Source organism: Ruegeria sp., assembly GCF_028066395.1.
GTDB lineage: Bacteria > Pseudomonadota > Alphaproteobacteria > Rhodobacterales > Rhodobacteraceae > Ruegeria.
Window position 1 is genome coordinate 6,755 of record NZ_JALCBM010000037.1, and the last position, 24,347, is coordinate 31,101.

Here is a 24,347-nt window from a genome sequence, read left to right on the forward strand (position 1 = left end):
TGTCGGACGTGGCATGGAACCGGCGCAACATGGTGATCTTCGCCGTGTCGCTGTCGATCGGTCTGGGGCTGCAGCTGGAGGTCATGAACGTGGCCCCCGGTTCGACCAACGCGCTGCAACACCTGCCCGACACCCTGCGCATCCTGGGTGCATCCGGCATTCTTCCAGCAGCCCTGATCGCCATCGTGCTGAACCTCATCCTGCCGGAAACTCTGGCCGACGAAGCCACCGAGGAGGTCTCGGGCGGCATGTCAGGCCACGGACGCGGGTCGCTGATGAACGACGACCACGTCTGAGGCGAAAGCCGTATCAAAGGTATTGATAAATCGTGTTAAACGGCGTTGCGTACATTTATCGCAACGCCGTTTAGCAACCTCGGGCAAAACATGGAAAAGCCGTTCACCACTCTAACCCGCAAAAGGTAAAGCGCCTTTACATTATCAGCCATCGCTTTCCTCTGCATCTACGTCTTCAATATTGAGATCACGTCTCTCGAAAGCGCGGGTTTGAAGATCGCCCTGCAGGAAGAATTCGCGAGGACAGTGCTCTTCTGGACGACGGTCATGCTATTCGCAAGGTATGTGTTGGATTTGATCACTGACATGCTCAGTTTCAAATGGTTCACAAATTGGGTGAAACTGAGCCCCAGCCTTTGGAAAATCGCCAGCAAAAACTGGCGTTTCATTCAACTTTCAGGATCTCCTGCATGCGAGTTCATGCTCAATAGCTTTAAGAAGGACTTTTGTGATCACTATAATTCTTCAAACTATTTTGGAACGAACGATCAACTTCATTCACTCATAGTCAAAATCCATGCGATACTCTACACCAGCTCCAACACAGAAGACGAACTCCAAAATATGCGCGATGCTGTAACTACCTTTGAGGATGCACGCATACATGTTCGTTCATACACATACTTTGCCCTCATAAAGGCTCTCTACAAGTTTTGCATACATGGTCTAAGGTTTGTTCCGTTCCTAGGGTTTCTGGTTTTCGACTTTCTTTTGCCTATTGCCTTAATTGTTCTAGTCATCGATGCCGCCTATTTTGACAGCAGCTGGATCAAATACGAAAATCTCACATGGTTTTGGATAAAAGCCCCATGACTTAATCTTCCTTTATATTAAATTGGCTGCTTGTGTATAAGTTACCGCTTTGTCGGGGCATCAATGCACTTCAGGTGAATAGACAACTGTTCACACAAAAAAGGCCCCGCAAAATCGCGGGGCCTTTTCTTGTTCATAAGATCAGACGCTTATTCGCGGCTTTCCGGGGTTTCCACCAGAACGTCCAGCTCATCCCCGACCATGTCGTCGTCGATCATCGGCGCTGCCAGGGCTGCGGCGGCTTCGGCTTCTTCCCGGCGGGCTTCGATGACCACGTTGTCACGCGACTGCGCGATGTGGCGGACGGCCTGAGTCGCTCCGCCCGTACCGGCGGGGATCAGGCGACCGACGATGACGTTCTCTTTCAGGCCAACCAGCTTGTCCTTCTTGCCCTGAACCGAAGCCTCGGTCAGCACGCGGGTGGTTTCCTGGAACGAGGCCGCCGAGATGAACGAACGCGTCTGCAGCGAGGCTTTGGTGATCCCCAGAAGGATCGGCTCGCCCTGAGCCGGACGACCGCCGCGCGAGAGTGTCTTCTCGTTGGCCGCGTCGAACTCCTGCTTGTCGACATGCTCGCCTTTCAGCAGGGTGGTGTCGCCTGAATCCAGGATCTCCCACTTCTGCAGCATCTGGCGCACGATGACCTCGATGTGCTTGTCGTTGATCTTCACGCCCTGCAGACGATAGACGTCCTGCACCTCGTCGATCATGTAATCCGCCAGCGCTTCGACACCCATGATGGACAGGATGTCATGCGGAGCCGGGTTACCGTCCATCAGGTATTCACCCTTCTGGATGAAGTCCCCTTCGGCGACCGGGATGTGCTTGCCCTTGGGTACCATGTACTCGATGGTCTCCATGGACTCGTCAGCCGGTTCGATGCTGATGCGGCGCTTGTTCTTGTAGTCGCGGCCAAAGCGCACGTAACCATCGGCTTCTGCGATGATCGCGTGATCTTTCGGACGACGGGCTTCGAACAGTTCGGCCACACGCGGCAGACCACCGGTGATGTCCTTGGTCTTGGCGCCCTCACGCGGGATACGCGCAACAACGTCACCGGCTTCGATGGTCTGACCGTCTTCGACCGACAGGATCGCATCCACCGACATCGGATAGTGAACCGGGTTGCCCGCATCGTTGCGGACCGGCTCGCCATCTTCACCGACCAGAATGATCTCGGGCTTGAGGTCGCTGCCTTTGGGGGCGGCGCGCCAGTCGATCACGATCTTCTGGGTCATACCGGTTGCTTCGTCGGTCTCGTCGCGGACAGCAAGGCCCGAAACCAGGTCGACGTATTTCGCGGTACCGGCTTTCTCGGCGATGATCGGCAGGGTGTAGGGGTCCCACTCGAACAGTTTGTCGCCACGGGCCACCGATGCGCCGTCCTTGACGAACAGCTTGGAGCCATAGCCCAGCTTGTGGCTGGCACGCTCTTCGCCGTGTTCGTCGCTGATCACCAGCTTCATGTTCCGGCCCATGACCAGGCTTTCGCCCGCGGCATTGACCAGAATCTGCGGGTTCTCGAAGGAGACAACACCTTCCTGGCTGGCTTCCTGGAACGATTGCTGACCACCTTGCGCAACACCACCGATGTGGAAGGTCCGCATGGTCAGCTGTGTACCGGGTTCACCGATCGACTGCGCGGCGATGATGCCGACAGCCTCACCCGTGTTCACCATGGTACCGCGTGCAAGGTCACGACCGTAGCAAGTTGCACAGACGCCTTCCTCGGACTCACAGGTCAGAGGCGAGCGGATGCGCATCGAGGCGACACCGGCTTCGTCGATGGTGTCCGCCATGCGTTCATCGATCAGCTGACCTGCGGCCACGATCACCTCTTCGGTGCCCGGACGCAGAACATCGTCAGCCGCCACACGACCCAGCACACGCTCGGCCAGCGAGGCGACAACCTCACCGTCATTCACGGCTGCTTCGGCAGTGATCGCACGCTCGGTGCCACAGTCGATCTCACGCACGATGCAGTCCTGTGCCACGTCCACCAGACGACGGGTCAGGTAACCCGAGTTCGCCGTCTTCAGAGCGGTATCCGACAGACCCTTACGGGCACCGTGGGTCGAGTTGAAGTACTCAAGAACGGTCAGACCTTCTTTAAAGTTCGAGATGATCGGCGTTTCGATGATGTCACCGTTCGGCTTGGCCATCAGGCCACGCATACCGCCCAGCTGTTTCATCTGAGTGACCGAGCCCCGCGCGCCCGAGTGGGCCATCATGTAGACCGAGTTCGGTTCCTGTTCAGAGCCGTCCTCTGCCCGATCCGACGACGAGATCGTCGACATCATCGCCTCGGTGACGCGGTCGTTACACTTCGACCAGGCATCGACAACTTTGTTGTACTTTTCGCCCTGAGTGATCAGGCCGTCCATGTACTGCTGTTCAAAGTCTTTCACCTGACCGCGGGTGTCATCAACGATGCCCCACTTGTCGTTCGGGATGACCATATCGTCCTTGCCGAACGAGATACCGGCCTTAAACGCTTCTTTGAAGCCCATCGACATGATCTGGTCACAGAAGATAACCGACTCTTTCTGACCGCAATAGCGGTAGACGGTGTCGATCACCTGCTGCACTTCTTTCTTCCGCAGCAGGCGGTTGACCAGCTCGAACGGCGCCTTGTTGTTCATCGGCAGCAACGCCCCCAGACGCAAACGGCCCGGAGTGGTCTCAAAACGCTTTTGAACTTCGTTGCCTTCGTCGTCGATCTGCGTGATCCGCGCGGTGATCTTGGTGTGCAGATGCACCTCACCGGCGTCCAGCGCGTGCTGAACTTCTTCGATCGAGCCAAAGACCTTGCCTTCGCCCGGCATGCCTTCGCGTTCCAGGGTCACATAGTACAGACCCAGGATCATGTCCTGCGACGGAACGATGATCGGCGCGCCGTTTGCAGGCGACAGGACGTTGTTCGTCGACATCATCAGAACACGGGCTTCCAGCTGGGCCTCAAGGCTCAGCGGGACGTGAACGGCCATCTGGTCACCGTCGAAGTCGGCGTTAAAGGCCGAACAGACCAGAGGGTGCAGCTGGATGGCTTTACCTTCGATCAGGACCGGCTCGAACGCCTGAATGCCAAGACGGTGCAGCGTCGGCGCACGGTTCAGCATGACAGGGTGTTCGCGGATCACCTCGTCGAGGATATCCCACACTTCGGGACGCTCTTTCTCGACCAGTTTCTTCGCCTGTTTCACGGTCGAAGACAGACCCTTGGCTTCAAGGCGCGAGTAGATGAACGGCTTGAACAGCTCCAACGCCATCTTCTTGGGCAGACCACACTGGTGCAGCTTCAACTCGGGGCCGGTCACGATGACCGAACGGCCCGAGAAGTCGACGCGTTTACCCAGAAGGTTCTGACGGAAGCGACCCTGCTTACCTTTCAGCATGTCGGACAGCGATTTCAGCGGACGCTTGTTGGCACCCGTGATCACGCGGCCACGGCGGCCGTTGTCGAACAGAGCATCCACGGATTCCTGCAGCATCCGCTTCTCGTTGCGGACGATGATGTCAGGCGCACGCAGCTCGATCAGACGCTTCAGTCGGTTGTTCCGGTTGATGACGCGACGATACAAATCGTTCAGATCCGAGGTCGCGAAACGGCCACCATCCAGCGGAACCAGCGGACGCAGTTCCGGCGGGATGACCGGGATCACGGTCATCACCATCCACTCGGGCCGGTTGCCCGACTCGAGGAAGGATTCGACAACTTTCAGACGCTTGATGATCTTCTTGGGCTTCAGTTCGCCGGTCGCTTCGGCCAGATCAGCGCGCAGCTGCTCGGCTTCGGCTTCCAGATCGATCTGGGCCAGCATCTCACGGATGGCTTCGGCACCGATATTGGCGGTGAACGCGTCCATGCCATAGGCATCCTGCGCGTCCATGTACTCTTCTTCGGTCAGCATCTGGCCATAGGTCAGGTCGGTCAGACCGGGCTCGATGACGACATAGTTTTCAAAGTACAGAACGCGTTCCAGATCGCGCAGCGTCATGTCCAGCATCAGACCGATGCGGGACGGCAGCGATTTCAGGAACCAGATATGTGCGACGGGCGCGGCCAGTTCGATGTGGCCCATACGCTCGCGGCGGACTTTCTGCAGGGTAACTTCCACACCGCATTTCTCGCAGACAACGCCACGATACTTCATCCGCTTATATTTGCCGCACAGACATTCGTAATCTTTGATCGGGCCAAAGATACGCGCGCAGAACAGACCGTCACGTTCGGGTTTGAACGTCCGGTAGTTAATGGTTTCGGGTTTCTTGATCTCGCCATAGGACCAAGACAGAATCCGCTCGGGCGACGCCAGCGAGACCTTGATCTCGTCGAAAACCTTCGGGGGCGTCAGCGGGTTGAACGGGTTGTTGGTGATTTCCTGGTTCATTTTGATACCTCAAATTTGTGCGATTGGCTGGGGTCGGGCGGGCAATTTTCTTCGCCGAAGAAAATCACCCAGATTTTTCGACGAAAAATCTCGCCCTTATTCCTCAACCTCCGCATCCAGGAGTTCCATATTCAGGCCGAGGCCACGGACTTCTTTCACCAGAACGTTGAACGATTCCGGTACGCCCGCTTCAAAGTTATCCTCGCCCTTGACGATCGACTCATAGACCTTGGTCCGGCCGGCGACGTCATCCGATTTCACCGTCAGCATCTCCTGCAGGGTGTAGGCGGCGCCGTAAGCTTCCAGAGCCCAGACTTCCATCTCACCAAAGCGCTGACCACCGAACTGCGCCTTACCACCCAGCGGCTGCTGGGTCACCAGGCTGTACGGCCCGGTAGACCGCGCGTGGATTTTATCATCCACCAGGTGGTGCAGTTTCAGCAGGTACTTGATGCCCACGGTCACCGGACGTGCGAATTGCTCACCGGTGCGACCGTCGAACAGAACCGACTGACCGCTTTCCGAGAAGCCTGCACGCACCAGCGCGTCGTTGACGTCAGCCTCTTTGGCACCGTCAAAGACCGGGGTTGCGATCGGAACACCGCGGGTCACGTTGCCCGCAGCCTCGATCAGGCCATCCTCGTCCAGACCGGTGATGCCTTCTTCGTAGACATTCTCGCCATAGGCCAGCTTCATCGCCTCACGCACCGGGGTCAGGTCGCCGGAACGGCGGTACTCACCCAGAGCGTCGTCGATGTTCAAACCCAGACCGCGTGCGGCCCAACCCATGTGGGTTTCAAGGATCTGACCGACGTTCATACGCGACGGCACGCCCAGCGGGTTCAGACAGAAGTCTACCGGCGTACCATCGGCCAGGAACGGCATGTCTTCCATCGGAACAACCTTGGAGATCACACCTTTGTTCCCGTGACGACCGGCCATCTTGTCGCCCGGCTGCAGCTTGCGCTTCACGGCGATGAAGACTTTGACCATCTTCATCACGCCCGGCGGCAGGTCGTCGCCACGACGGACCTTCTCGACCTTGTCTTCGAAACGGGCGTCCAGAGCGCGTTTCTGCACTTCGTACTGTTCGTTCAGAGCTTCGACGATCTGCGCGTCCTGCTCGCCTTCCAGCGCCAGCTGCCACCACTGACCACGGGTCAGCGTTTCCAGCAGCTCCTCGGTGATCACCGATCCTGCCTTGACGCCTTTCGGGCCTTTGACAGCGGTTTTACCCAGGATCAGACCTTGCAGACGCGCATAGATGTTGCGGTCCAGGATCGCCAGCTCGTCGTCCCGGTCACGGGCCAGACGTTCGACTTCCTCACGCTCGATCTGCAGCGCACGCTCGTCTTTCTCAACGCCGTGACGGTTGAAGACACGAACCTCGACGACCGTACCGTAATCGCCCGGCTTCACGCGCAGCGAGGTGTCGCGCACGTCAGATGCTTTCTCACCAAAGATGGCGCGCAGCAGCTTTTCTTCCGGGGTCATCGGGCTTTCGCCCTTCGGAGTGATCTTGCCAACCAGAATATCGCCCGGTTCAACATCCGCACCGATGTAAACGATGCCCGCCTCGTCGAGGTTACGCAGCGCTTCTTCACCGACGTTCGGGATGTCGCGGGTGATCTCTTCCGGGCCCAGCTTGGTGTCACGGGCGGCGACTTCAAACTCCTCGATATGGACCGAGGTAAAGACGTCGTCACGCGCGATACGTTCCGAGATCAGGATCGAGTCTTCGTAGTTGTAACCATTCCACGGCATGAACGCGACGACCACGTTCTTACCAAGGGCCAGTTCACCCATATCAGTCGACGGACCATCGGCAATGACCTCGCCCTTCTGGACGGTGTCACCCACCTTGATCAGCGGACGCTGGTTGATGCAGGTGTTCTGGTTCGAACGCTGGAACTTGCGCAGACGATAGATGTCAACGCCAGCGTCGCCCAGTTCCAGATCTTCGGTGGCACGGATAACGATACGCTGGGCATCGACCTGGTCGATGATACCGGCGCGTTTCGCCTGAATCGCAGCGCCCGAGTCGATCGCAACCTTTTCCTCGATCCCGGTACCGACCAGCGGTGCCTCGGCCCGCAGCAGCGGAACCGCCTGACGTTGCATGTTCGAGCCCATCAGAGCGCGGTTGGCGTCGTCATTTTCAAGGAACGGGATCAGCGATGCGGCGACCGAAACCAGCTGTTTTGGGCTTACGTCGATCAGGTCCACATTCTCGCGCGGGGCAAGGGTGTAGTCACCGGCCTGACGGGTCGACACCAGATCGTTGATGAACTTGCCATCCGCATCCAGCGTCGCGTTCGCCTGCGCCACAGTGTGACGCATTTCCTCGGTCGCGGACATGTAGTGAACCTCATCGGTCACCTCGGCGTCTTTGACGACGCGGTACGGTGTTTCAATGAAGCCATACTTGTTCACGCGGGCGAAGGTGGCCAGCGAGTTGATCAGACCGATGTTCGGACCTTCCGGCGTTTCAATCGGGCACATCCGGCCATAGTGGGTCGGGTGTACGTCGCGAACTTCAAAGCCCGCACGCTCACGCGTCAGACCACCGGGGCCAAGCGCCGAAAGGCGGCGTTTGTGGGTGACTTCGGACAGCGGGTTGGTCTGGTCCATGAACTGCGACAGCTGCGACGAGCCGAAGAATTCGCGGACAGCAGCCGCAGCCGGTTTCGCGTTGATCAGGTCTTGCGGCATGACGGTGTCGATTTCGACCGACGACATACGCTCTTTGATCGCGCGTTCCATGCGCAGCAGGCCAACGCGGTACTGGTTCTCCATCAGCTCACCGACCGAACGGACACGACGGTTGCCGAGGTGGTCGATATCGTCCACGTCGCCTTTGCCGTCACGCAGTTCAACCAGCGCCTTGATGCAGGCCACGATGTCTTCGCGGTCCAGCGTGCGCTGGGTGTCGGGCTTGTCCAGCGCCAGACGCATGTTCATTTTCACGCGGCCAACAGCGGACAGGTCATAGCGCTCGCCATCAAAGAACAGCGTGTCGAACAGGGCCGAGGCCGCTTCGACGGTGGGCGGCTCACCCGGGCGCATGACGCGGTAGATATCCATGAGCGCGCTTTCGCGGTTCATGTTCTTGTCCTGCGCCATGGTGTTGCGCATGTAGGGGCCGACATTGACATTGTCGATGTCCAGAACCGGGATGTCGGTGATGCCCGCGTCGATCAGCTCTTTCGCGGTGCCGCCGATCAGTTCGCCCTCTTTGTCGTATTCCAGGGTCAGCTCATCCCCGGCTTCGACATAGATCGCGCCGGTTTCTTCGTTGATGATGTCCTTGGCGACGAACTTGCCCACGATGTGATCGAAGGGGACCAGCAGGTCGGTGACGCTGCCTTCGTCGATCAGCTTCTTGACCGCGCGCGGGGTGACCTTCTTGCCTGCTTCGGCAATCACCTCACCGGATTTCGCGTCAACCAGATCATAGGTCGGGCGGGTGCCGCGCACACGTTCGGGGAAGAACGGCGCGATCCAGCCCTTCTTCTTGCTCAGCTTGTAGGACACGGTGTTGTAATACGCGTCCATGATCGCTTCCTGATCCAGACCCAGCGCATACAGCAGGGTTGTCACAGGCAGTTTGCGGCGACGGTCGATCCGGGCGAACACGATGTCCTTGGCGTCGAACTCAAAGTCCAGCCAGCTGCCGCGATACGGGATGATGCGGCAGGCAAACAGCAGCTTGCCCGAGGAATGGGTCTTGCCCTTGTCATGGTCAAAGAACACACCGGGCGAGCGATGCATCTGGGACACGATCACACGCTCGGTGCCGTTCACGATGAACGTCCCGTTCGGTGTCATCAGGGGCATGTCGCCCATGAACACGTCCTGTTCCTTGATGTCCTTGACCGACTTGGCGCCGGTATCCTCATCGACATCAAACACGATCAGACGCAGGGTGACCTTCAGCGGTGCGCTGTAGGTCATGTCGCGCTGCATGCACTCTTCGACGTCGTATTTCGGTTTTTCCAGATCGTATTTCACGAACTCCAGAACGGAGGTTTCGTTGAAATCCTTGATCGGGAAAACCGACTGGAACACGCCTTTGATGCCTTCGCCGTCTGTGGGCTGTTCTGCATCGCCGGAGCGCAGGAAAAGATCATAAGAAGATTTCTGTACCTCAATGAGGTTCGGCATCTCCAAAACTTCGCGGATTTTGCCGTAATATTTACGAAGACGTTTCTGGCCAAGGAACGTTTGAGCCATGTCAGATGTCACCTTTCGATGTTCTCAGCGGGCAAAGACACCGTCGGGCCCCGGCATCTTGCACAATCGAGACGACACGTCCGGATCCATTCGTGGCCACCGTCCCGAAGGCGGCCTCCCGATCCGAAAACCGTGTCTTAGAAAACGCCCCCATTGAAGAGGCCCTTTCTAAGACAGGTTCGGCTGGACCCGGATTTCTCCGGACCCAGCCAAATTTTGTGGCGCATCAGCGATGCGCCTGTCGAATGGCTTAGGCCAGCTCGACTTCGGCGCCAGCTGCTTCCAGCTTGGCTTTGACTTCTTCGGCTTCTGCCTTGTCAACGCCTTCTTTGATCTTGCCGCCAGCTTCGACCAGTTCCTTGGCTTCTTTCAGGCCCAGACCGGTGATGCCGCGAACTTCTTTGATCACGTTGATTTTCGAAGCGCCGGCGTTCTTCAGAACGACGTCGAATTCGGTTTTCTCTTCCTCGGCTGCGCCACCGGCGTCGCCACCAGCTGCCATGACAACTGCGCCGCCAGCTGCGGGCTCGATGCCATATTCGTCTTTGAGGATGGTTTTCAGTTCTTGTGCTTCCAGCAGGGTCAGACCCACGATGCTTTCTGCGAGTGCTTTCAGATCAGCCATTTTATCAGCTCTTTCCGTTTACAGTGTGTGTTCCAACGTCAGGGTATTCACCCTACGCAGATCATTCAGTGCCAACCGCTTACGCAGCTTCCGCCTTCTCTTCGATGGTGGAAAGGATGCTTGCGATGTTGCTTGCAGGTGCGCCAATCGCGCCGGCGATGTTCGAAGCAGGTGCGCCAATGCAGCCCGCGATCGAAGCAATAAGCTCCTCACGAGACGGCATTTTCGAAACTGTTTCGACGCCTTTGCGGTCCAGAGCGTTCTCACCCATTGCACCACCAAGAATTTCAAAATTCTTGTTATCCTTGGCGAAGTCCTCGGCCACCTTGGCTGCTGCCACGGGGTCCTCGGAATAGGTCAGAACGGTCATCCCTGTCAGCAGGTCGGCCATGCTTTCACACGGCTTACCCTCAAGGGCGATTTTGGCGAGCCTGTTCTTGGCAACACGCACGGCACCACCCGCGTCACGAGCACGTGCGCGAAGGTCCTGCATCTCGGCAACTGTCAGACCGGCGTAATGGGCAACCACTACGACGCCAGAGCTTTCGAAGATTTGGCCGAGTTCCTCGACCACTTTCTCTTTCTGGGCTCTATCCACAGTTCTCTCCAAGTTTGGGGCGATATCTCACCCCGGCTCATATTTGCCGAGGGGTAAGCCCCGGCGTTCAGGTCCGTTATTACGGGATTGGCCAAAATGCGCCCGAGGGCTGGACCCTCAGAATTCTTTGGTCTTACCCGTCTCAGGCAGGGAATTAAGGGGCCAGATGGACCCACCCACCGTCTTGGACGAAACGAAAGAAAGCGCACGACGAATCGCACGCTTTTTTCCGCAGGTCTTCATAGGGCAGATAGAAGGGGTTTCCAAGGGGTAAATTAGCGCTATTGGCGGGCTTTCAATCCGACGGCAGCACATCGCCGCCACCCACCCGCATCGAGTTCTTGGCGCGCCGGTCGCTGACCGGCGTGACGCCAAAGGTCTTGCGGTAGTGGCGCATGAACGCGGCCGGGGTGGCGTAGCCGACCATATAGGCGACCTCGGCCATTGAATCGTTGGTGTAAAGCACCAGTTGCCGGGCCTGATTCATCCGCATCTTGCGATAGTAATTCAGCGGGCTTTGCCCGGTTGCCCGTTTGAACCCGCGCTCCAGCGTGCGCACTGACAGGCCAACCGCCTCGGCAACCTCACTGATCTGGATCGGGCTTTCGATATGTTCGGCAAAATGCTGGATGGCGCGGGCAACCTGTTTGGGCAGCAAATCCTGACTTTTCGCGGTCGAGATTGCCGGGATTTTCTGGGTGGCCGAGTCACTGCGCACAAAGGGGTGCTGAAACCAGCAGGCAACCTCGGCCATGACATCGCCGCCCAGACGTTCCTCGATCAGGGTCAGCATATGGTCGAAAACGGCGGATGCGCCGGAGATGGTGGTAAACGCCTCATCCCGGTAGACCATCGTGCTTTCGATCGGGATGTCTGGGAATTCAACCTGAAAGGCGGCCTCATAGCACCAGTGGACGGACAGAGCGTGCTGCCCGGTCAGCCCGGTTCGGGCCAGCGGGAACACACCACCACTGATCGCGCCCAGCTTGGTTTTGTTCCGTTGCAACCGCTGCAGCGGCGCATTGGCCTTGGACGGGTTCTCAAATGCGCTGGTGGGGCTGGAAGCGAACAGCAGATGGTCCAGCCCCGCAGCCTCGGCCAGTGCGCAATCGGGTGAGAACATGACGCCCGCCGAGGATTGCACCGGCGCGTTGGTCTCGGCGACAATCACCCAGTTAAACGCCTGTTGCTGAGAGATTTCGTTGGCGGCGCGCAGCGGTTCTATGCACGAGGTCAGGCAGGCCATGGGAAAGCCGGGAAAGATCAGAATGCCCAGCGTGATCGTTTCAGTCTGTGTCATTGCCCAAGCTCATCTACCATGGTTTTGGCGGTTTGCAGGATATCCGATTGCAGCATCCTGACCGCCGGGGACAGGGCCGAATCAGCCTTGCGCAAAAGGTGAATCTGCCGCGTCAGCGTCTTGTCGGCCAGCGGGCGAAAGACCAGATCGGCGGTGCCTGCGGATTTTGCTGCCATTTCCGGCAGGATCGTAACACCGATATTGGCCCGCACCATCCCGGTGATCGAGGTCAGGTTATGCGCCGACAGAAGCGAGGCCGCATGCAGCGCCTCGGATGCGCGATTGCTGATACCCGCCGACAGGCTGTTGGCGATCAGAGGCATTCCCGTCAACTCATTCCACTCAATCGGCCCGGCATGTCCGGCCAGCGGATGACCCGGCGCGCACAGGATGCCGAACCGGTCCGTAAACAGAAGCTGACTGTGCAGGCCCATACCGTTTTCGCCCATCGTCGCGATGCCGATATCGATACGGCCCCGGGACAGTTCGTTCAGGATGGATTTGGAATCCATGTCGCGCAGATCAACCCGGACATTGTCATAGGCTTTGATAAACTTCGAAAAAACCCGGGGCACAAGCGTACCGGCCACCGAGGGCACAGTAGCGATGCTGACATGACCCAGACTGGCGCTGGCAAAGCTTTCGATATCCCGGACCGTGCTGTCGAAATGCTGCAACTCCTGTTCCGCACGTTCCAGCACAAAGGCGCCCAGCGCGGTCAGCTTGTTCTTGCGATCGGTTTCGAACAGCGGCTCGCCCAGATGGGTTTCAAGCTGTTTGAGCATCATCGACACGGCGGACGGCGTCCGTTTCAACACCTGCGCCGCATCCGTCAGATTGCCGCTGCGCGCGACGGCCACAAATCCCCGCAGCATTTCGATTTTCAGTGCCATGCGCATTCCATTCAGCATGATTGAAAAGTACTTCAATAATTTTAGTTTGATTGAAAGCGGTGATCGAGTCCATACCCCACGCGACTCATTCCAAACAAGGCGACACCGCGATGGCTGATATTCAAAAGAACCTGATTGCCGGCGAATGGCTGACAGGCGAAGGCGAGATTGAGAACCGCAACCCTTCCGATCTGAGCGATCTGGTTGGCGTGTTCGCGCAGGCCAGCGCGGATCAGCTGGACGCGACACTGGATCAGGCCCGTGCGGCGCAGGCCGAATGGGAAGCCTACCTGCCTGAACGCAAGCAGGCGGTTCTGATGAATATCGGCAACGAGCTGATGTCCCGCGCCGAAGAGCTGGGCACACTGCTGGCCCGCGAAGAAGGCAAGCCGCTGGCTGAAGGCAAGGGCGAGGTCTATCGCGCCGGTCAGTTCTTTACCTATTATGCCGCCGAATGCCTGCGCCAGATTGGTGAGAACGCCGATAGCGTCCGCCCGGGCGTCGAGATCGACGTGCGCCGCGAAGCCGTGGGCATTGTGGCGATCATCAGCCCGTGGAACTTCCCGACCGCGACCGCCTCGTGGAAAATCGCGCCTGCGCTTTGCTATGGCAACGCAGTGGTGTGGAAGCCTGCCAACATCACCCCGGCTTCGGCTGTGGCCCTGACCGAGATCATCAACCGTCAGGACATCCCCAAAGGTCTGTTCAGCCTTGTGATGGGCTCGGGCCGGTCCATCGGTCAGCGTCTGGTCGAAAGCCCCAAGGTCAATGCGATTTCCTTCACCGGCTCGGTTCCGGTGGGCAAGGGTATCGCGGCAGCGGCGATTCAGAACCTGACCAAGGTGCAGATGGAGATGGGATCGAAGAACGCGCTGGCCGTGATGGACGACGCCGATCTGGATCTGGCCGTCACGCTGGCTCTGGGTGGCGCATTTGGCGGCACCGGGCAGAAATGCACCGCGTCTTCGCGTCTGGTGGTGCATGCGGGCGTGCATGACGCCTTTGTCGAGAAACTGGTGGCCGGTGCGCAGGCGATGAAGGTCGGGCATGCGCTGGAAGAGGGTACTCAGATGGGTCCCGTGGTCAGCCAGCAGCAATTGCAGGAAAACCTGGCCTATGTCGATCTGGGCAAATCCGAAGGGGCGGAACTTGCCTGCGGGGGCGTGCGTCTGGATATGCCGCATGACGGGTTCTACATGTCGCCCGGTGTGTTCCTGAACACCACCAACGACATGCGCATCAACCGCGAAGAGATGTTTGCGCCGCTGACATCCGTCATCAAGGTCGGCAGCTATGACGAGGCGCTGAGCGTGGTGAACGACACCAATTTCGGCCTGACCTCGGGTATCGTCACGCAGTCGCTGGCCCGCGCCACCCATTTCCGCCGCAATGCGCGCACCGGTGTGGTGACCGTGAACCTGCCGACCGCAGGCACCGATTACCACGTGCCCTTCGGCGGTCGCGGCGACAGCTCTTACGGGCCGCGCGAGCAGGGCAAGGCGGCGGCGGAATTCTACACCACCGTCAAAACCGCTTACATCAGCGCTGGAAACCCGGTCTGATGGCCCCACGCCCGGAATCAAGGCGCGCATCGCGCGCCGCCGGGCAGCGCCCGACCGCCCCCTGGGCGGGCGCTTTTGCACCGCTTCACGCTGATCAAACCGGCGCAGTAGGTGGCGCCATAAAGCGCACAACAGAAACGTCGTCGCGCCCACCCACGGTCGGGCACGGCCCGGCACGAAAAACACTTACCGGAGTTTCCAGATGACCAGCTTCCGTATCGACGGGCTGCAATATGCCAACTGGTCGGAGAAGATTTTCCGCCAATTGCGGGAAGGGGGCGTGGATGCAATCCACGTCACCATCTCGTATCACGAGAATTTCCGCGAAACGGTTCTGAACTTTGAAAAGTGGAACCGCTGGTTCGAACAATACCCCGATCTGATCATGAAAGGCCGCTGGGCCAGCGATATCGACGTTGCTCGCGAAACCGGACGGACGGCAGTGTTCTTCGGGTTCCAGAACCCCTCACCCATCGAAGACGATATCGGACTGGTCGAAATCCTGCACGATCTGGGCGCGCGGTTCATGCAGTTGACCTATAACAACCAGTCGCTGCTGGCGACCGGCTGTTATGAGGCCGAAGACCCTGGCATCACCCGCATGGGCAAGCAGGTCATCAAAGAGATGAACCGTGTGGGCCTAGTGGTGGACATGAGCCATTCCGCCGACCGCTCGACCATCGAAGCGGCCGAAATCTCGGAACGTCCCATCGCCATCACGCACGCGAACCCGTATGACTGGTCGCCCGCTCTGCGCAACAAGCGCGAAGACGTGATCCGTGCGGTCACCGAACGGGGCGGGATGCTGGGCTTTTCGGTCTATCCGCACCACCTGAAGGACAAGTCCGACTGCACGCTGGACAGCTTCTGCCAGATGATCGCCCGTACTGCCGAAAAATACGGGGCCGAGCATCTGGGGATCGGCACCGACCTGTGTCAGGACCAGCCCGACAGCATCGTGGAATGGATGCGCGTCGGACGCTGGACCAAGGAAATCGACTATGGCGAAGGGTCGGCCTCGGCACCCGGGTTTCCACCGATGCCCGGCTGGTTCCAGGACAATCGCGATTTCGGCAACATCGAAGAGGGCCTTCGCGCGGTCGGCATGAATGCCGACGAGGTCGCCGGGATCATGGGCGGCAACTGGTACCGCTTCTTCGCAGAAAACTTCACACCACTCACCGGCCAATAGCAGACAATTGCAGGCCAGCTGCCGCAAGGCAATTTACCATTGGGGAGGAATAGATGGCTGAGACATCTATGGACACACACAAGCCGGAAGGGCGGGTCAACAAACCGCTGTTCCTGATTTCGGGCGGTTTCATCGCCCTTTTCTGCGTTGCTGCGCTGATCAATCTCGACGGGCTGTCCGCGGCGGTTGACTGGGGCTTTAACATCTCGGCCACTTATTTCGGGCTGTATTGGCAGGTTCTGCTGCTGGCCACCTTCCTGATCGGTCTGCTGCTGTGCATCCTGCCCGGCGGCAAGGCAGTGATGGGCGGGCTGGCGGCGCCCGAGTTTACCACCTTCCAGTGGGGGTCGATGATCATGTGTACGCTGCTGGCAGGCGGCGGCGTGTTCTGGGCCGCGGGTGAGCCGATTGCCCACTTCCTGTATTCCCCGCCCCTGTTCGGTGCCGAAGGCGCAACCGAGGCCGCAGTCAATCCGGCCATGGCGCAAAGCTTCATGCATTGGGGTTTTCTGGCCTGGGCCATTCTGGGCTCGCTGACCACGGTCATGCTGATGCACTACCACTATGAAAAAGGTCTGCCGCTGGCACCGCGCACATTGTTGTATCCGGTGTTCGGCGACAAGGCGATCCATGGGCCGATCGGTCTGATTGCCGATGCGGCCTCGATCATCGCCGTGGTGGCCGGAACCGTGGGGCCGATCGGCTTTCTGGGTCTGCAGGTCAGCTATGGTCTGGCCGATCTGTTCGGCCTGTCGGACACGTTTGCAACGCAGGCTGCGGTGATTGCCGGGCTGGCGGCGATCTACACGATCTCGGCCATGACCGGCCTGTCGCGTGGCATTCAGGTTCTGTCCAAGATCAACGTCATCCTGGCCGCCGCGCTGCTGTTGTTCGTGCTGATCGCAGGCCCCACCGGCTTTATCTTCGGCTCGTTCTTCTCGGGCTTTGGCACCTATCTGGGCAACTTCTTCCAGATCGCCCTGTTCCGGGGCGAGGCCGGCCTGTTCGGTGAACCCGGCTGGCTGGGCTGGTGGACCGTGTTCTTCTGGGGCTGGTTCATGGGCTATGGCCCGCTGATGGCCATGTTCATCGCCCGCGTGTCGCGTGGCCGTTCGATCCGGTCGATCATCATCATGCTGTCGATCATTGCCCCCATCGTCACCAACTTCTGGTTCACCATCATTGGCGGCACCGGCGTCGCGATGGAACTGGCAAACCCCGGCACAATCTCGGCCGCCTTCGAAGGGTTCAACCTGCCCGCCGCGCTGCTGGCGATCACCAGCAACCTGCCGATGGGCTTCGTGATCTCGCTGTTGTTCCTGATCCTGACCACGATCTTCGTGGCCACGACCGGTGACTCGATGAGCTACGTGATCTCGGCCACCATGAGCGACGATCACCCGCCCGCCGCGCTGCGCGTGTTCTGGGGCATTGCGATGGGGATCATGGCGATTATTCTGATCTCGGTCGGCTCGGGCGGCGTATCAAAACTGCAAAGCTTTATCGTGGTCACTGCCGTCCCGGTTTCGCTGCTGTTGCTGCCGTCGCTGTGGGATGCGCTGCGCATCACGCTGGCCAAAGGCAAAGAGGGCTAAAACAATTCGCGTCGGGCTTCCCGGCCCGACGCACCCCCGACCCATTTGGGTAAATGGAAATGCGCGCTACTCTGTTTGAAAAGGCTGAACCGAATGACTGACATTTCCTGTCGAGACCCCAATCTGGTGATGCGCCTTGCGCGTCTGGGCTCGATGCATCAATCGCGCTTGTCGTTCATGCGAATTCTGACCCGCCGCATGGCGCGGGAAAACTGGCGTTTCGAACAGACCGCCTTTGAAATTGACGCCGCCGGTGTCGGACATGCGGTCTATACCGCCCATGGCCCCGCGCGGTCCTATTCCCTGATCGCTTACGCCCATGATCTGCCGCCCGAGAAACGCTCGGACCGGGTGATTGCCGAGGCGTGGGATGCCACCTTCACCCTGTTTGACGGCGTTCCCACCGCCGAGGATATCGAACGGTTGTCCAAGAACATCCCAGTACAGGAAGCCGGTCGCGTGACCGGGTCGGAACTGTCTGTGTCGCGGGCCAATCGTTCGGTGCGTCTGTGGGAACATGTGGTCAGCGAACTGGCCGAAGGACACCAGCCCTCGGTCGAAAAGATCGACGCGGTGGGCTATCTGATGCGCACCACGGCTGTTTACGGCTCGGGCAAGCTGGGGGCTGCGGATCGCGAGATGATCGCCGATCGCCCCGAGTTTCAGGCCCCGTTTCAGGTCGAGATGCTGTCGGTCTACCTGACCCGCTGGTTCGTCACCGATCTGGTGCAATACATGGCCGATACCCGGGCGCAGTCGAACGGCGCACAGGCGGCCAGACTGGCCCCCGACATCGCGCGCATGATGGGCATCGGCAATTCCACCGGTCTTGGCATGGCGCCTTTCCTGCTGAACCACCCGGTGCTGTTCAACAACTGGATGGCCGCCCGCGAACGCGCCATTCAGGCGGTGCGGTCGGTGCAACGGGCCTCGGACTCTGAGATCGCGCTGTTTCACGAGTTGATCACCCGGAGCAAGGTGACCGTCGATACCTGGAAGTCCGAACACCCGATCCAGATCGAGAAACTCTCCGCGCTGACCAAGGACGTCACGCAAGTGACCACCTGGCTGGACAGCAACGATCTGAAAGGCGACCACCCTTGGGATGCGCTTTATCGCTGGGCCGAAGAGACCCTGTCGCTGGAAGGGCAAGAGTGGATCGCATCGCTTGTCCTTGAACCCTATGGCCCCTTGATCGATGCGTTTGCCGAAGGCATGGCGGCGGACAACACCGCAACCTTCCGCATCGCGGGTGCCATGAAAGTCGGCGATCTGCGCAGCGCGCTGACGGACATCTACTCTTGGGCACTGGATACGGATTGGGCCGCGCCGGAAAACAAGGCCCGCGCCTGGTACGTGTCCGAGGAAAAGCTGGAACCCCGCCTGGGTGAGCGGTTCGAGGAACCCATTGAGGAATACGAGCAACCCTTGGCCCCCGGGCGCGATGCAGCAGCCTTGTTTCAGGCGCTAGCGCATTGGCCCGATGACACGCAGGTGGCCGATTTCCTGCTGCGCCACCCCGAACACCGTCACACGCTGCGCCGGGCGCAGATTGTCGGGCGCGCGCCGTATGCCGAGATCCGCGACAACACGATCTCGGACCGGGTTCTGCCGATTGACATGCTGCGCTGCAAGCTCTCGTTCTTCGGGGCAACCAAGTTCGATCCTCGTTCGGACCGCTGGGTGCGCATCTGCATGTATGGCAACGCACCGCTGCCCTATGAACTGACGTCGGAAAATGCCGATTACTGGGTGTTCCCCGATACGCCGGAGGCCGCAGCATGAGCCATTCTCTGAACGAAATCGAAGCGATGAGCAAACGCGCCGCGCGCGGATCGGGCATGTCCTGGGGGCTGGCGGAAGAAGCCGCCAAGGGCACCCGCTGGCTGTCTGCCTTCGGGTTTTCCGGCAGCGAATTGCTGGCGGATTTTCTGGAAATGAACGACCGGATTCCGCCCATCGACGTCTCACCCGTTTCGCTTGTTGCCGAAATCTGGCACGCCCCCGCCCACCGCATGAGCCCGCTGATCGCCGGGGCTGCGCTCAGCGATTGCGCGCAGCGGCTGCTGAGTCGGGGCACGATCACCATGGAGAATGTCAATTTCCCCTTGCTGGCCGTTCCTTTCATGGGCGGCGCGGCGTTGCGTCTGGGCGTACCCGTTTCCGCCGAATGGCAGGGCGCGCGACTGGCAACGGATGGTCAGAGGCTGTGCGTTCAGGCCACCGACGAGGCACTGCAGGCACGGGTGGCCGACCGGGTGGTCTTTTCCGCCCCGGCCGAGATGACGGGTCGCCACGAACCCGTCATGCGCGCCGATGTACCGGATGACGCGTGGGCGCGGCTGGGCGTGTTTGCCCATCGCACCTATGCGCCCGCCACCGAGGAAAGCCGCCTGCGCGGCGCGGGCGCGGGCCTGACTGACAACGACTAAGAACAAAGGGGCTGCTGACAGCCCCGCCGAAAAGGAATGAGACCGAAATGACCGCCACAGAAACCCTGTCCTTGTCCGAAATCGAAGACCTCGCGTTCTGCGCTTTGGTCAAGGCCGGAACCTCCGAGGAAAACGCCCGCCCGCTGGCCGTCGCCACCGCAATGACCGAGGCGGACGGCATCGCCTCGCACGGGTTGGCCTACATCCCGATCTACGCGCAGCATGTGGAATGCGGCAAGGTTGACGGCAACGCGAAACCGGTTGTGGCGCGTCCGCGCCCGGCGGTTGTGACCGTCGATGCTGCCACCGGCTTTGCCCACAGCGCGATTGATCTGGGATTTGCCGAGCTGATCCCGCTGGCCCGCGAACAGGGCGTGGCGGTGCTGGCGGTGAATAACTCGTATAATTGTGGCGTTCTGGGGGTTCACACCCAGCGTCTGGCGCAGGCGGGCTTGCTGGGTATCGGCTTCACCAATGCTCCGGCCTCAATTGCGCCGTCGGGCGGGTCGAAACCGGTTCTGGGCACCAACCCGTTCTCGATTGCCGCGCCTGATGCGGATGGCAATGCCGCGCTGCTGATCGACCAATCCTCAAGCGCGATTGCCAAGAGTGAGGTCATGAAACACGCACGCGAAGGCAAGCCGGTGCCCGAAGGCTGGGTGCTGGATGCCGATGGCCAGCCCACCACCGACCCCGAAGCCGGACTGAAAGGCTCCATGGTGCCATCGGGCGGCTACAAGGGCGTCGGCATCGCCCTGACGGTGGAATTGATGGCGGCAGCGATGGCCGGTGCCGCGCTTGGGTCCGTGGCCAGCCCGTTCTCGGGCACCGCAGGCGGTCCGCCCAAGACCGGTCAGTTCTTCATCGCCGTGGACCCGCAGGCCACCTCGGGCGGGATGTTCCAAGAGAAACTGACCGCACTGGTCGCCTCGATCCACGATCAGGACGGCGCACGCCTGCCGGGCGACAACCGCCGGTCCTGCCGGGAACGCGCGGCGGTGGATGGCGTCGCCGTCAATGCCGCACTGTTGGAGAAGGTTCGGGCACTGGTATAACTTGCGCGGGTTCGGTCTGGGCTGCCCCGGCGGTCACAGACCGATCACACTCGTGCCTCCATCCAAGGCCGAGATATGGCCTGAGGGGTCGATGGCAATCACCTGCCCGGTGACCAGCTGCGCAAACAGTGGGTCAGGCACCTGCAGCACAGGAATGTGCAGATCGTAGAGCCTGGCCGCGACCATGGCCCCAATTGTGACGTTGACATCCGCCTTACGCAGCAGGATGGCGACGGGGCCCACGCCTTTGCGGATGCTCTCGGCCATCCCGGCAGGTGTCCCGGCCGAGCCTTTTGAGTGCGGCATCGCCAACACCCTACCCCGGATGGAGGCACCTTTCTGCGGGTGGTGATCGTCGAGAATGCGGCCTGTCTGCGGATCGAACCCACCCCAGAAACTCAGGGCGTCCTCCAGCACCAGCAACGCGCCTTGCGCCTTGCCCGGGTTCAAAACGTTGCCTTTGCCTAGTAGCTGCATTTTGCCCCCTCAGGCCCGATTGGTCAGGGTGATTTCACCCCGAATGGCCGAAGCTACGCAATCTTCCAAACCGGCGAAGCAAACCTTAACCGGTAGCATGCCCGGCGCATAAAAGGCCCATTTCGCCGAGTTGGTCATGACCCGCCCCCGGCAAGCGCGCACCGCAGGCGAGAAATACGTGCAGGTATCGGTCAGGATTTCAACGCCTGCACGCTCAATAGGGTCCAGCAGCCCCTCGGCCCGCGCAGCATCGGCGACAAAGCGGGCGGTCGAGACGTAAAAGCGCAGGTCAGCATGGATGCGCTGACCCTCAATCGCCTGCGCCAGACGGCGGAATTCATGGATCGAGAAATGTGGGGTGCCCAGCGCCACCATGTCCAACTGCCCGCTGGTCACCGTGGACAGAGAGGATTTCGCGACCGTCAGATCATCGGCGATGATCCTGTGGACCTGTTCCGGGGTGCCGCCCTGATAAGCCGCCTCGGCATCCGGCGCTTCGGGGGTTACGCCGATGGCGTGAAACATCGCCACCCCACCCGAGGCCCCCGCAGCTGCCGCCATGGCCTTGAGGTTGTCTTGTGGCGTATCCCCTGGCAAGCCGCGCAACACGGGGATGGATGACCCGGCCCGTTCGCCCATGATGTGGCCGATCAGGGGGCAGGTTTCCTCGTGCCGCAAAAGCGCGTCACTCAGACCGGTCAGATCGAATTCGACCTGACCGCGCCGCCCGTCATCCCGGTGCAAGCCCGCACAGGGCACCCGGCCCGTCAGGGCGCAGCAGACATCCAGAAAATCCCCATATTTTTGGGTTCGCGCACCGACGACCGAGTTGTAAAAGGCCACCGCATTGGATTCCGACCCGATGATCTGGTCGCCGAACCCGGGCCCTCCGGGCAGTTGATAGGGCGCGCAGGTCCAGACCGGGCGGCAGCCCAGTTTGCGATAAATCTCGGCAACTTCGCGCGCGCCAGACACGAAATCCGGGTCACTGTCTGCGCGCCCATCGTTTTGCAACAGGCTGACCGGCAGAGTGTTGGTCCAGACCGGGATCGGGAACCGCACATTGCCACATGCCAGCATCCGGGCGAAATCCAGATGCGCCTGACCGTTGAAATGGCAGGCGTCGATATGGGCAAAACCGGCCTTGATCAGGCAAGGCGCGCGCCAGATTTCCGCCGCGCGCACCACCAGAGACATCGCGAATTGCCGCAACGGCCCGTTTTCACCATTCAGATCGGCGCGCTCAGCCGCTGACAGGTCGACCGCGCTCACAACATGTCGCGTTCTTCCAGCACTTTACGGGCGACACGAAAGCATTCCAGCGATTGCGGCACGCCGCAATAGATACCGACCACATGGATGATGGCACGGATTTCCTCTTTCGAAACGCCATTGTTCAGCGCGCCTTTGCAGTGAATCTCCCACTCATGCATCTTGCCCAGCGCCCCGATCATAGCGAGGTTCATCATCGAGCGCGTCTTGGCGTCAATCGTGTCGTCGCCCCAGCCGAAACCCCAGCACCAGGCGGTCATTGCCTCTTGGAACGGGCGGGTGAAATCATCGGCGGCGGCCAGGTTCTTTTCGACATATTCCGCCCCCAGCGTCGCCTTGCGCTGGCTGAGCCCCCGTTCGAAAAGGTTGTCGTCCATCTGTCAGTCTCCCTTGGAAATCTCTGGTAAATCTTCGTGAAAGCGGCCCTGACGCACGCGCTGTGCTGTGCCGTCTTCCTGATGCGCGTTACCTGCGTCCACCTGGTCGATCCGCAGGCGCGGGTCGTGGTCATAAACCGGCAGGCCCGCCGCCTGCATGCCGCGCAGCCGGGCGGCCAGCGCGTGTTTCTTGCGGACCTGATGCGGCTGGTAGTCATCGAATTCACGCGGTGTGATCACCGACCCGCTGGACAGAGCCCCGGCGTCACAGGCTGCACGGTACAGGGCCTCACCTGTTTCGGTGCGAGCAATCACACCGTTGAACCCCGCGTCTTCGCCCTCGGGCGCGCCGCCGGGCCAGATATCCGCGGCGGCGATATCGGCAGCCTCGCCCAGCGCGTCGGGACACACCTTGCAGCGGGTCTGAATGCGCCAACCGGCCTCATCGGCCCACATATCCAGATAGGTCTTCTCAAACGCACGCCCGTCGCCGGTTTCGATCCGCGTTGGGCCGGGGTTGCCGAAGCCGCGATAACGGAACAGGGTCACGTCGTCTTCGGCCACGTCAAATTCATCCAGAACCGCCCGGGATTTGCCAAGGTCCGAGGCCCCGCCGCAGACCATCACCAACAGCGCCACCAGATTGTTCGCCAAGCGTTGGTCATGCTTTGCCCGCGCCCGCACGGCACCCGCGTCGCAGGGTTTGGCGATGATCGCAAAGGGTTCATCCCGCGCCAATGCGGCCTCCAATCCTGCAAGAGTATCACTGGGCCCATAGCGAGACCCTGCGCGGGTCAACACCTGTTCAGGTGTCTCGCTCAGGCACCAGACCGAGCGCATCGGGGCATCCGGGTCGGCCATACAATGCAGGATGAACCGCGCCTGCCCTGAGTGCAGCAGATGCATGCCCAGCGCCGTCAGAACACCGCCTGTTGCCCCGCGATACCGGGCCTCGGGCGATCCGGCCCAGGCCTCTTGCATCCGGTGATACTCACCCCAGATCGCGTCACGATGGGGCGCGGCTTCGTCATTGGGTTGCGCCACTGCGCCGGGGCAGGCCTGCAGGATTTCGGCATCCGAGCCCGGGCCGATCATGGCCGGGCGCAGCCGCCCTGCCTCGGTATAGGCCATCTGCCAGCGATCCGGCGCCAGCGCCTCGCATAGCCCACAGCCGATGCAGAGCCCGGCATTGACCACCTCTTTCACCGATTTGGGATGTGCCATGGCCTGCCCTTT

Annotated in this window: 17 protein-coding genes and 1 pseudogene; 8 read left to right on the forward strand and 10 right to left on the reverse strand. The window is 60.3% G+C overall.

The genetic code is table 11. The annotated features are described in order from the left end of the window. Nucleotides 1-296, forward strand: a pseudogene (locus MPJ51_RS12625) (purine permease); the annotation flags it as partial. Nucleotides 297-506: 210 nt separating this feature from the next. Further along, a complete protein-coding gene (locus tag MPJ51_RS12630) occupies nucleotides 507-1,109 on the forward strand; it encodes a hypothetical protein (RefSeq protein WP_298387133.1) in 603 nt (200 codons plus the stop codon). Between the two features lie 149 nt (nucleotides 1,110-1,258). On the opposite strand, the gene rpoC is transcribed toward MPJ51_RS12630, so the two are convergent. From rpoC to MPJ51_RS12660, 6 genes are all read right to left on the reverse strand, one after another. Next, complete coding sequence (gene rpoC / locus MPJ51_RS12635; protein WP_298387135.1) at nucleotides 1,259-5,500, reverse strand: DNA-directed RNA polymerase subunit beta'; 4,242 nt, start codon at nucleotides 5,498-5,500, stop codon at nucleotides 1,259-1,261. Nucleotides 5,501-5,596: 96 nt separating this feature from the next. Beyond that, complete coding sequence (rpoB, locus tag MPJ51_RS12640; protein WP_298387138.1) at nucleotides 5,597-9,733, reverse strand: DNA-directed RNA polymerase subunit beta; 4,137 nt, start codon at nucleotides 9,731-9,733, stop codon at nucleotides 5,597-5,599. Between the two features lie 250 nt (nucleotides 9,734-9,983). Continuing rightward, nucleotides 9,984-10,358 carry a 50S ribosomal protein L7/L12 gene (gene rplL, locus MPJ51_RS12645; RefSeq protein ID WP_008755409.1) on the reverse strand — a complete coding sequence of 125 codons (375 nt, stop codon included), beginning with the start codon at nucleotides 10,356-10,358 and terminating at the stop codon, nucleotides 9,984-9,986. Nucleotides 10,359-10,437: 79 nt separating this feature from the next. Then, nucleotides 10,438-10,956, reverse strand: coding sequence for a 50S ribosomal protein L10 (gene rplJ / locus MPJ51_RS12650; protein WP_298387143.1), 519 nt, complete (start codon nucleotides 10,954-10,956; stop codon nucleotides 10,438-10,440). 295 nt (nucleotides 10,957-11,251) lie between these two features. Then, on the reverse strand, nucleotides 11,252-12,256 hold the full coding sequence (locus MPJ51_RS12655; protein WP_298387146.1) for a helix-turn-helix domain-containing protein: 1,005 nt from the start codon (nucleotides 12,254-12,256) through the stop codon (nucleotides 11,252-11,254). Continuing rightward, the gene (locus MPJ51_RS12660; RefSeq protein ID WP_298387148.1) at nucleotides 12,253-13,149 is read right to left on the reverse strand and encodes a LysR family transcriptional regulator; all 897 of its coding nucleotides are present in this window, start codon (nucleotides 13,147-13,149) and stop codon (nucleotides 12,253-12,255) included. Before MPJ51_RS12660 ends, MPJ51_RS12655 begins: the two co-directional genes overlap by 4 nt. A 110-nt stretch (nucleotides 13,150-13,259) precedes the next feature. Here MPJ51_RS12660 and MPJ51_RS12665 point away from each other — a divergent pair, with 110 nt between their 5' ends. The 6 genes from MPJ51_RS12665 to MPJ51_RS12690 all read left to right on the forward strand — a co-directional run bounded on the left by MPJ51_RS12665 (nucleotide 13,260) and on the right by MPJ51_RS12690 (nucleotide 20,985). Continuing rightward, nucleotides 13,260-14,711 (forward strand): aldehyde dehydrogenase family protein, encoded by a 1,452-nt coding sequence (locus MPJ51_RS12665; protein WP_298387151.1) that lies wholly within the window; start codon nucleotides 13,260-13,262, stop codon nucleotides 14,709-14,711. 202 nt (nucleotides 14,712-14,913) lie between these two features. Beyond that, nucleotides 14,914-15,903: a membrane dipeptidase gene (locus tag MPJ51_RS12670; protein WP_298387153.1), complete on the forward strand. Its 990-nt coding sequence runs from the start codon at nucleotides 14,914-14,916 to the stop codon at nucleotides 15,901-15,903. A 53-nt stretch (nucleotides 15,904-15,956) separates the two neighbouring features. Then, a complete protein-coding gene (locus MPJ51_RS12675; RefSeq protein WP_298387157.1) occupies nucleotides 15,957-17,498 on the forward strand; it encodes a BCCT family transporter in 1,542 nt (513 codons plus the stop codon). A 93-nt stretch (nucleotides 17,499-17,591) separates the two neighbouring features. Further along, a complete protein-coding gene (locus tag MPJ51_RS12680; protein ID WP_298387160.1) occupies nucleotides 17,592-19,283 on the forward strand; it encodes a hypothetical protein in 1,692 nt (563 codons plus the stop codon). Continuing rightward, the gene (locus MPJ51_RS12685; protein ID WP_298387163.1) at nucleotides 19,280-19,930 is read left to right on the forward strand and encodes a DUF3726 domain-containing protein; all 651 of its coding nucleotides are present in this window, start codon (nucleotides 19,280-19,282) and stop codon (nucleotides 19,928-19,930) included. Before MPJ51_RS12680 ends, MPJ51_RS12685 begins: the two co-directional genes overlap by 4 nt. 47 nt (nucleotides 19,931-19,977) lie before the next feature. After that, nucleotides 19,978-20,985: an Ldh family oxidoreductase gene (locus MPJ51_RS12690; RefSeq protein WP_298387166.1), complete on the forward strand. Its 1,008-nt coding sequence runs from the start codon at nucleotides 19,978-19,980 to the stop codon at nucleotides 20,983-20,985. A gap of 33 nt (nucleotides 20,986-21,018) precedes the next feature. Here the strand turns inward: MPJ51_RS12690 and MPJ51_RS12695 are convergent, their stop codons facing one another. The 4 genes from MPJ51_RS12695 to MPJ51_RS12710 are packed head-to-tail and all read right to left on the reverse strand — an operon-like array spanning nucleotide 21,019 to nucleotide 24,335. Beyond that, nucleotides 21,019-21,462, reverse strand: a complete 444-nt coding sequence (locus MPJ51_RS12695; RefSeq protein WP_298387169.1) for a DUF126 domain-containing protein — start codon at nucleotides 21,460-21,462, stop codon at nucleotides 21,019-21,021. A 9-nt stretch (nucleotides 21,463-21,471) separates the two neighbouring features. Beyond that, complete coding sequence (locus tag MPJ51_RS12700; RefSeq protein WP_298387172.1) at nucleotides 21,472-22,734, reverse strand: aconitase X catalytic domain-containing protein; 1,263 nt, start codon at nucleotides 22,732-22,734, stop codon at nucleotides 21,472-21,474. Further along, nucleotides 22,731-23,111 carry a carboxymuconolactone decarboxylase family protein gene (locus MPJ51_RS12705; RefSeq protein ID WP_298387177.1) on the reverse strand — a complete coding sequence of 127 codons (381 nt, stop codon included), beginning with the start codon at nucleotides 23,109-23,111 and terminating at the stop codon, nucleotides 22,731-22,733. The genes MPJ51_RS12700 and MPJ51_RS12705 overlap by 4 nt, the downstream gene beginning before the upstream one ends. A gap of 3 nt (nucleotides 23,112-23,114) precedes the next feature. Next, on the reverse strand, nucleotides 23,115-24,335 hold the full coding sequence (locus MPJ51_RS12710; RefSeq protein ID WP_298387180.1) for a Coenzyme F420 hydrogenase/dehydrogenase, beta subunit C-terminal domain: 1,221 nt from the start codon (nucleotides 24,333-24,335) through the stop codon (nucleotides 23,115-23,117). Nucleotides 24,336-24,347: the final 12 nt, after the last annotated feature.